The organism is Streptomyces sp. ActVer, assembly GCF_027270795.1.
Taxonomy (GTDB): Bacteria; Actinomycetota; Actinomycetes; order Streptomycetales; family Streptomycetaceae; genus Streptomyces; species Streptomyces umbrinus_A.
Genome location: NZ_JAPWHT010000442.1, coordinates 1 through 8,463 on the forward strand (window position 1 = coordinate 1; position 8,463 = coordinate 8,463).

Genomic DNA, 8,463 nt, shown 5'->3' on the forward strand with positions numbered 1-8,463 from the left:
CGATCTCCCCTTTTCAGGGGCGCGGGAAACTGCGCAGTCTTTCAGGGGCGCGGGGGAACTGCGCGACCAGCCCCCACCGGCCCGCACCCGACGACACACGCGGCCGGCGGCTACACGTTGGTCGCCGCCACCCACCGCTCCAGCGTGGCCTTCGCCGCCCCGGAGTCGATCGCGTCCGCCGCCTTCGCCATCCCCGCCCGGAGCTGGTCCGCGAGCGGCCCGTCCCCCGGCGACAGAGCCACCAGCGCCGCCGCCGAATTGAGCAGCACAGCGTCCCGCACAGGCCCGGTCTCCCCGTTGAGCAGCCGCCGGGCCACATCCGCGTTGTACGAGGCGTCAGCCCCCCGCAACGCCTCCACGGGCACCAGCTCGATCCCCACGTCACGCGGATCGAACGACTCCTCGCGCACCTTGCCGTCCCGCACGACCCACACCCGCGACGTGGCCGTCGTCGTCAGCTCGTCGAGCCCGTCGTCGCCGCGGAAGACGAGCGATGAATTGCCGCGCTCGGCGAAGACACCGGCCATGATCGGCGCCATCCGGGGATCGGCGCACCCGACGGCCTGCGCCTTCACCTTCGCCGGGTTGGTCAGCGGACCGAGCGCGTTGAAGACCGTACGGATCCCCAACTGCCCACGCGCGGCACCCGCATGACGCATCGCGGGGTGGAACTTGGCCGCGAAGCAGAAGGTGATCCCGGCCGTCTCGGCGACCTGGGCCACCCGATGCGTCGGCAGTTCCAGATTGACGCCGAGCTTCTCCAGCACGTCGGACGCCCCGGAGGCCGAGGAGGCCGCCCGGTTGCCGTGCTTGACGACCTTGGCACCCGTACCGGCGATGACGATCGCCGACATGGTGGAGATGTTGACGGTCTTCGCCCCATCGCCGCCCGTACCGACGATGTCGACGGTCTCCCCCGGCACCTCGATCACGTTCGCGTGCTCGTACATCGCCCGGACGAACCCGACGATCTCCTCGACGGTCTCGCCCTTGGCCCGCAGCGCCACCACGAACCCGGCGATCTGCGCGTCGGTCGCCTCGCCCCGCATGATCAGGTCCATCGCCCAGGCGGTGTCGGCGGCGCTCAGGTCGTGTCCGTCCAGCAGGCCGTTCAGCAGGGCGGGCCAGGAACGGACCGCCGCGGTGTCGCCTCCGGCGGGGGTCACAGCGCTCATATGCCGCTCCTGGATCGTCCGTCCCGCGTTGGGGACGCCTGTGGGATGTGGGATCTCGCCCGTAGCTCATAGCTCGTACGGGAACAGGTCCACCCTATCCAGCCCCGGGGACGGCAAAGAGCCCCGTCCGGGCAATGGACGGGGCTCCTGCCGTGGCGAACAGTTCGAAGATCAGTGGTGGCCGTGGCCGCTCGTGATCTCCTTGTACTCCTCGGCGGTGGGCTTCGGGATCTGGTTGTCCTCCCCGAAGTACGCGTTGCTGAGCTTGGCGCGCAGCTTCTGCGGGCCCTTCACCTTGCGCTCGACACCGTTCTCGTCGACCGCCGGGCCGATCGCGGCCGGCTCGTACTGCTCGTGCGCCGTGAGGGTGTGCAGAGCCTCCTGGCTGAGGGGCTCGTGGACCTCGACGAACTCACCGTGCGGCAGGCGCTTGATGATGCCCGACTCACGGCCGTGCAGCACCTTGTCCTTGTCGCGGCGCTGGAGGCCGAGACAGATCCGCTTGGTGACGACGAACGCGAGGACCGGTCCGGCGAAGAACCCGATCCGTACGAACCAGGTGACCGAGTTGATCGACAGATGGAATTGCGTCGCGACGATGTCGTTGCCACCGCCGATCAGCATGATCATGTACGCGGTCACCCAGGCGACACCGAAGGCCGTACGGGTCGGGGCGTTGCGCGGCCGGTCCAGGATGTGGTGCTCGCTCTTGTCCCCGGTGATCCAGGACTCGATGAACGGGTAGAGCGCGAGGATGCCGAGGAAGAGACCGAAGAGCACCAGCGGGATGAACACACCCAGGACGAGTGTGTGGCCCCAGATGTTGATCTCCCAGCCGGGCATGGCGCGGACCAGACCCTCGGCGAAGCCCATGTACCAGTCCGGCTGGGCGCCCGTGGACACCTGGTCCGGCCGGTACGGTCCCAGCACCCAGATCGGGTTGATGGACGCGACCGCGGACACCATCGCGATGAAACCGAAGACCAGGAAGAAGAAGCCTCCTGCCTTGGCCATGTAGACCGGCAGCAGCGGCATGCCGACGACGTTCTTGTTGGTCTTTCCGGGGCCCGCGAACTGCGTGTGCTTGTGGTAGAAGACCAGGATCAGGTGGCCGACCACGAGGCCCAGCATGATGCCGGGCAGCAGCAGGATGTGGATCGAGTAGAACCTCGACACGAAGTCGGTGCCGGGGAACTCCCCGCCGAACAGGAACATCGAGATGTACGTGCCGACGATCGGCGTGGCCAGGATCGCGCCCTGCGTGAAGCGGACACCGGTGCCGGAGAGCAGGTCGTCCGGGAGCGAGTAGCCGGTGAAGCCGGTGAACATGCCGAGGACGAACAGCAGGAAGCCGAACAGCCAGTTGATCTCACGCGGCTTGCGGAACGCGCCGGTGAAGAAGACGCGCATCATGTGCACGAACATGCCGGCGAGGAAGATGAGCGCCGCCCAGTGGTGGATCTGCCGGATGAGCAGACCACCACGCACGTCGAAACTGATGTCCAGCGTGGAGGCGAACGCCTCCGACATCAGCTGTCCCTGCATCGGGACGTAACTGCCGGCGTACTCCACCTCGTTCATCGACGGGTGGAAGAACAACGTCAGGTACACACCCGTGAGGATGATGATGATGAAGCTGTACAGGCAGATCTCGCCCAGCATGAAGGACCAGTGGTCCGGGAAGATCTTGCGCATGTTGGCCTTGGCCAGGGAGTAGATCCCGAGCCGGCCGTCGGCCCAGTCGGCGACCTTCTCGCCAGCTGGTGCCTTCTCGCGCGAGCGCCCCGGCGCGTCGGCGCCTGAGGGATTCGTGGAGGTGTTCGTAGTGCTCATCCGCGCTCCCAGAAAGCAGGACCGACGGGCTCTTCGAAGTCGCTGAGCGCCTCGAGGTAGCCCTCGTCGTTCACACCGATGCGCAGCTGCGGCAGGGCGTGACCGGCGGGACCGAAGATCACTCGGGCACCGTCGGAGAGGTCGAAGGTGGACTGGTGGCAGGGGCAGAGAACGTGGTGCGTCTGCTGCTCGTACAGGGAGATCGGGCAACCGACGTGGGTGCAGATCTTCGAGTACGCCACGATGCCCTCGTGGGACCACTCGAGTTCGCGCTTGTCCTTGATGTTGTCCGGCTGCAGCCGGACGATCATCAGGGCCGCCTTGGCGATCTCGGTCTGGAACTCGTGGTCGTCCTCCTCCAGGCCCTCGGGCTTGGCGAAGGTGAGCGAGCCGACCGCGACGTCGGAGGGACGCAGCGGCTCGTTCGTGTTCATGTTGACGAGCTGCAGGCCCTTGCGCCACATCGTGTGCCGCAACTTGTCCTCCGGCAGCGGACCGAGGTCGCGCAGCAGGACGATGCCGGACAGCGGGAACAGGGTCAGCGCGCCGAACATCGTGTTGCGGATCAGCTTGCGGCGGCCGAGCGCGGACTCCTTGGCGCCCTGCTTGAAGTCGGCCAGCACCTTGGCCTTGACCTCGGGCTCCGCCGCGATGGCGTGGCGCTCGTCGGCCATCTCCTCGTCGGACATCAGGGTGCGGGCCCAGTGGACCGCGCCCGCGCCGATGCAGAACAGCGCCAGACCGAGCGTCATGCCCAGGGCGAAGTTCAGTCCGCTGATGTGGCCGAGCGGCCAGATGTAGACGATCTTGTCGCCGGGAATCGTCACGAACGCCGCGATGAAGCCGACCGTGGCCAGCATCGACAGCGTGAACAGGAAGGCGACCGTGCGCTCGGAGCGCTTGGCGGCCCGCTCGTCGATGTCCTGGATCCGGTGCTCGTGCGGCGGCAGACCGGGATCCGCGAACGGGTGCTTCTCGTCCGCGACACTCACGGTGCCGTGCGCGTGCTCGTCGGCGGCCCGCTCGGCGGGCAGGTTCTCTTCTGGGATGTCTTGGCTACTCATGACTTCTTGGCCTTTGCGGTCCGGGCGGCGACCCACACGGCGACGGCGATCAGTCCGCCGAGACCGAAGATCCAGCCGAAGAGGCCTTCGCTGACCGGCCCGAGGCCGCCGAGCGCCAGACCACCGGGGCTCGCCGAGTCGTCGCTGTTGACCGCGTCGAGGTACGCGATGATGTCCTGCTTGTTCTTCTCCGTCAGCGTGGTGTCGGGGAAGGACGGCATGTTCTGAGGGCCGGTCTGCATGGCCTCGTAGATGTGCTTCGGGTCGACATCCTTCAGCGTCGGCGCGTACTTGCCGTTCGTCAACGCGCCGCCCTTGCCGGTGAAGTTGTGGCACTGGGCACAGTTGGTACGGAAGAGGTCGCCGCCCCTGGCGATGTCCGCGCCCTCGGGGTTGTACTGGGCCTCGGTCGGCACGGTCGGACCGGCACCGAGCGAGGCAATGAACGCCGCGAGCTGGTCGATCTCGGCCTGCGAGTAGATGTTCTTCTTCTTCGGGACCTGCGCGCCGGGCTGCTGGGCCGGCATACGGCCGGTGCCGACCTGGAAGTCGACGGCCGCTGCGCCCACACCGACGAGACTCGGACCGTCAGTGGTGCCCTGACCGCCGGTGCCGTGGCAGCTGGCGCAGCCGACGGCGTAGAGCTTCTTGCCCTCGTCGATCGCTAGGGACTGGGCGGTCGTACTGGCCTGCGCCTTGTCCACGGGCGCGAACACGGCGTACAGCCCCCCGGTGCATGCCAGCGCGAGGAGTAGGACGACGAGCGCCGCCAGCGGATGGCGTCGTCGTACGGAGAGCTTTTTCACGGATTACCCCGGTGTCAGGATCTTCTGCGTCGATGCTTCTGGAAATGTGCGCGGGTACGGGCCCGGCTACTTGATCATGTAGATCGTGGCGAAGAGGCCGATCCAGACGACATCGACGAAGTGCCAGTAGTAGGACACGACGATGGCTGCGGTCGCCTGCTCGTGGGTGAACTTCCGAGCCGCGTAGGTGCGGCCGAGAACGAACAGGAAGGCGATGAGACCGCCTGTCACGTGCAGGCCGTGGAAGCCGGTGGTCAGGTAGAACACCGAGCCGTACGGGTCGGAGGAGAGCGAGAGCCCTTCCTTCTTGACCAGCTCGGTGTACTCGAAGACCTGACCGCCGATGAAGATCGCACCCATGATGAAGGTGACGATGAACCACATCCGGAGCTTCTTCACGTCACCCCGCTCGGCGGCGAACACGCCGAGCTGGCAGGTGAGGGAGGAGAGCACCAGGATCGTGGTGTTGGTCGCCGAGAACGGGAAGTTCAGGGCGGACGCCATTTCCTTCCAGTGGGCGGGACCCATCACCGATCGAATGGTGAAGTACATCGCGAAGAGGGCCGCGAAGAACATCAGCTCGGAACTCAGCCAGATGATGGTTCCGACACTGGTGAGGTTCGGCCGATTGACCGACGGGTGCGCGTGCCCGGTATCTACTGTCGTTGCTGTCGCCACGACCGACATTATGTCGGTCCCTTATCCCGCCCTCACTCCCGGGGGTGCCGTTCGGGGTGTCGACGGGGTGTGCCCAGCCCATATGGCCCATCGAAGCCCTGTCCGAACCGCTGTTGACCATGTGTCCAAGGGAGTAGCATCCGCGCATCGGACCCTGTCCGTATCTGTCTCTACGACGCTGACGTCCCGGAGGAAGAATGCAGCCGACCGCAACGGTGCTGGTCTACAGCGACGACTCCAACACCCGTGAGCAGGTGCGGCTCGCCACCGGCCGGAGGCCGGCCGCGGACGTTCCTCAGGTCGAGTTCATCGAGTGCGCGACACCTGCCGCGGTCATCAAGGAGCTGGACCGCGGTGGCATCGATGTCTGCGTGCTCGACGGCGAGGCCGTTCCCGCGGGCGGGATGGGGATCTGCCGGCAGATCAAGGACGAGATCTTCAACTGCCCGCCCGTGCTGGTGCTGATCGGGCGGCCGCAGGACGCGTGGCTGGCCACGTGGAGTCGGGCCGAGGCCGCGGTCACCTTGCCGGTGGAGCCGGTGGAGTTCGCCTCGGCCCTGGCGGGGTTGCTTCGCAGCAGGCGGGCTTTGAGCGCCTGAGGGCTCGGTCGGTCCTGTGGTTCGGCGGGTGCGGGTGCGTTGTGGCTGGTCGCGCAGTTCCCCGCGCCCCTGAAAGCGGAAGCGTCGAGCCCGGCCTACACGGACTCCGGGCGCAGCCTCGGGCGGGCCTCCGGGGTGTCGGCCACGAGGGCGCTGCCTGCGCGCCATTTCTTCCAGGTGAGGTTCCAGTCGCCGAAGCCGTTGCCGAACGGGGCCATTGTGTCGCCGTCCGAGTTGACGACCTTGACGATGTCGCCTGCGCGGACGTTCTTGAAGAACCAGGCGGCGTTTCCGGTGCTCATGCCGGTGCAGCCGTGGCTGACGTTGGCGCTTCCCTGGGAGCCGGTGGACCAGGGCGCGGCGTGCACGTACTCGCCGCTCCAGGTGACCCGTGTCGCGTAGTACACGGGCAGGTCGTACGAGTCCGCGCTGCCCTCGGCGATGCCGATGCTGGTGCCGCGCATACGTACGAAGTACTCCTTGCCCAGTACGACCTTGACGCCGTTGCGGGTCTCGAAGCCGGGTTTTCCTGTGGTGACGGGGATGGTGTTGATCACCTCACCGTTCTTGTAGACCGTCATCGAGTGCGCGGCGGCGTCCGTCACTGCCTCGACGCGGTCGCCCGTGGTGAGCTTCAGGGACTTGGCCTGGCCGCCCCAGAGGCGTTCGGCGACCTTGATGCCCGCGAGGTTGCTGCGCGCCCTGATGGTGGCCTGAGTGGGCCAGTACTCCTTGGGGCGGTAGTGCAGGTTCTTGTCGTCCACCCAGTGCCAGGCGCCCTCCACGGCGGGCTGTGAGTCGACCTTGAGGCCGCGCTCCACGACAGCACGTGCAGCCTTGTCCTTGACCGGGGCGCTGAGCTCGGCAGTGACGGGCTGGCCCACGCCGTACGTGCCGGTCTCGGGCCCGAACTTCACGTTCAGCCGCTTCTTCGTGGTGGGCGTGCTGGTGTCGAAGCCGAGGACCTTGCGGCCGGGGGCGCCGTCCTCGTCCTCGGTGCTCACGCGGACCGTGTAGCGGGCGCCCGCGGCGAGCGGCGAGGTGCTGTGCCAGCGGCCCCCGTCGGCGGACAGTTCGCCCGCCACGTAGCGCCCTGCGGCGTCCGTGGCCGTCACGTCGGTGATGCGGCCGTCGGAGTCCTTCGCGGCGATCTCCAGGGGCTTGTCCGGGTCGGCCTTCTTGCCGTCGTCCACGGGGATGCTGAAGGAGATGTCCTCTGTGGCGTCGTACGGCTTGGCCGATAGCGGGTCGCCGTCGGAGCCGCAGGCCGTGACCCCGGCGCCGAGGGCGACTATGAGTGCCGTGCTGACGGCTGTGCGGTATCGCGGTGTGTGGCTCATGACCTCACGCTAGGAAGCGGGGCCGGACCCGGCGCGTCGAGTGGGCCGTGCGAGGGACGAGCGGTGTGGCAAAAGAGGGAAGCCCGGACCTCCTGACGGAGTGTCCGGGCTTCCTGTGCTCTGCGCGTGTTACTGGTTCTGGCTTTCTCCGCGGTAGTACTCGAAGACCCAGCCCCACAGGCCGATCATGATGATCGGGGCCGAGAAGAAGAGCAGCCACCAGCCGAAGACCACGCCCATGAAGGCGAGCGCGCCGCCGATGCCGAGGGAGAGCGGCTGCCAGCTGTGCGGGCTGAAGAAACCGACCTCACCGGCGTCGTCGGCGACGTCGGCCTCCTTGTTGTCCTGGGCGCCCAGGTCGACACGCCGGGCCGTGAAGGCCAGGTAGTAGCCGATCATGATGCACAGGCCGAAGCCCAGGAAGAGCGCCGTGGTGCCGGCGGGCTCCTTGGACCACACGCCGTAGACGATGGCCATGGCCAGCACGAAGACGGCCAGCCAGATGAACATCTTGCCTTGGACCTTCACTTGCCGGCCTCCTTGCCACCAGCGAGGGTCTTCTCACCGTGACCGGCGTTCTCCAGCTGGTCGAGAGCGGCAATCTCCGGGTGGTGCAGGTCGAAGGCCGGGGACTCGGAACGGATCCGCGGCAGCGTGAGGAAGTTGTGCCGCGGCGGCGGGCAGGAGGTCGCCCACTCCAGCGAGCGGCCGTAGCCCCACGGGTCGTCGACCTCGACCTTCTTGCCGTACTTGGCGGTCTTCCACACGTTGTAGAAGAACGGCAGGATCGACAGACCGAGCACGAACGAGCTGATCGTCGAGATCGTGTTCAGGGCGGTGAAACCGTCGGCCGCGAGATAGTCCGCGTAACGACGGGGCATGCCCTCGGCACCCAGCCAGTGCTGGACGAGGAAGGTGCCGTGGAAGCCGATGAACAGCGTCCAGAAGGTGATCTTGCCGAGGCGTTC

The 8,463-nt window shown here is 67.1% G+C and carries 9 protein-coding genes; 1 reads left to right on the top strand and 8 read right to left on the bottom strand.

The genetic code is table 11. The annotated features are described in order from the left end of the window. Nucleotides 1-110 precede the first annotated feature (110 nt). From trpD to O3Q52_RS43270, 5 genes are all read right to left on the bottom strand, one after another. On the bottom strand, nucleotides 111-1,175 hold the full coding sequence (gene trpD / locus O3Q52_RS43250) for an anthranilate phosphoribosyltransferase (RefSeq protein ID WP_269654006.1): 1,065 nt from the start codon (nucleotides 1,173-1,175) through the stop codon (nucleotides 111-113). 171 nt (nucleotides 1,176-1,346) lie between these two features. After that, the gene (locus tag O3Q52_RS43255; protein ID WP_269654007.1) at nucleotides 1,347-3,008 is read right to left on the bottom strand and encodes a cytochrome bc complex cytochrome b subunit; all 1,662 of its coding nucleotides are present in this window, start codon (nucleotides 3,006-3,008) and stop codon (nucleotides 1,347-1,349) included. Continuing rightward, the gene (locus O3Q52_RS43260; protein WP_269654008.1) at nucleotides 3,005-4,072 is read right to left on the bottom strand and encodes a ubiquinol-cytochrome c reductase iron-sulfur subunit; all 1,068 of its coding nucleotides are present in this window, start codon (nucleotides 4,070-4,072) and stop codon (nucleotides 3,005-3,007) included. The genes O3Q52_RS43255 and O3Q52_RS43260 overlap by 4 nt, the downstream gene beginning before the upstream one ends. Next, nucleotides 4,069-4,878 (bottom strand): c-type cytochrome, encoded by an 810-nt coding sequence (locus O3Q52_RS43265; protein ID WP_269654009.1) that lies wholly within the window; start codon nucleotides 4,876-4,878, stop codon nucleotides 4,069-4,071. The genes O3Q52_RS43260 and O3Q52_RS43265 overlap by 4 nt, the downstream gene beginning before the upstream one ends. Before the next feature lie 66 nt (nucleotides 4,879-4,944). Continuing rightward, on the bottom strand, nucleotides 4,945-5,565 hold the full coding sequence (locus tag O3Q52_RS43270; protein WP_269654010.1) for a heme-copper oxidase subunit III: 621 nt from the start codon (nucleotides 5,563-5,565) through the stop codon (nucleotides 4,945-4,947). Nucleotides 5,566-5,753: 188 nt separating this feature from the next. Between O3Q52_RS43270 and O3Q52_RS43275 the strand changes: the two genes are divergently transcribed. Beyond that, on the top strand, nucleotides 5,754-6,155 hold the full coding sequence (locus O3Q52_RS43275) for a hypothetical protein (RefSeq protein WP_269654011.1): 402 nt from the start codon (nucleotides 5,754-5,756) through the stop codon (nucleotides 6,153-6,155). A gap of 95 nt (nucleotides 6,156-6,250) precedes the next feature. On the opposite strand, the gene O3Q52_RS43280 is transcribed toward O3Q52_RS43275, so the two are convergent. The 3 genes from O3Q52_RS43280 to O3Q52_RS43290 all read right to left on the bottom strand — a co-directional run. After that, nucleotides 6,251-7,495, bottom strand: coding sequence for an Ig-like domain-containing protein (locus O3Q52_RS43280; protein WP_269654012.1), 1,245 nt, complete (start codon nucleotides 7,493-7,495; stop codon nucleotides 6,251-6,253). A 129-nt stretch (nucleotides 7,496-7,624) separates the two neighbouring features. After that, nucleotides 7,625-8,023, bottom strand: a complete 399-nt coding sequence (locus tag O3Q52_RS43285; protein WP_269654013.1) for a cytochrome c oxidase subunit 4 — start codon at nucleotides 8,021-8,023, stop codon at nucleotides 7,625-7,627. Then, nucleotides 8,020-8,463 (bottom strand): cbb3-type cytochrome c oxidase subunit I (locus O3Q52_RS43290; protein ID WP_269654014.1); only part of this gene is annotated, 444 nt, incomplete at its 5' end. The genes O3Q52_RS43290 and O3Q52_RS43285, both read right to left, overlap by 4 nt.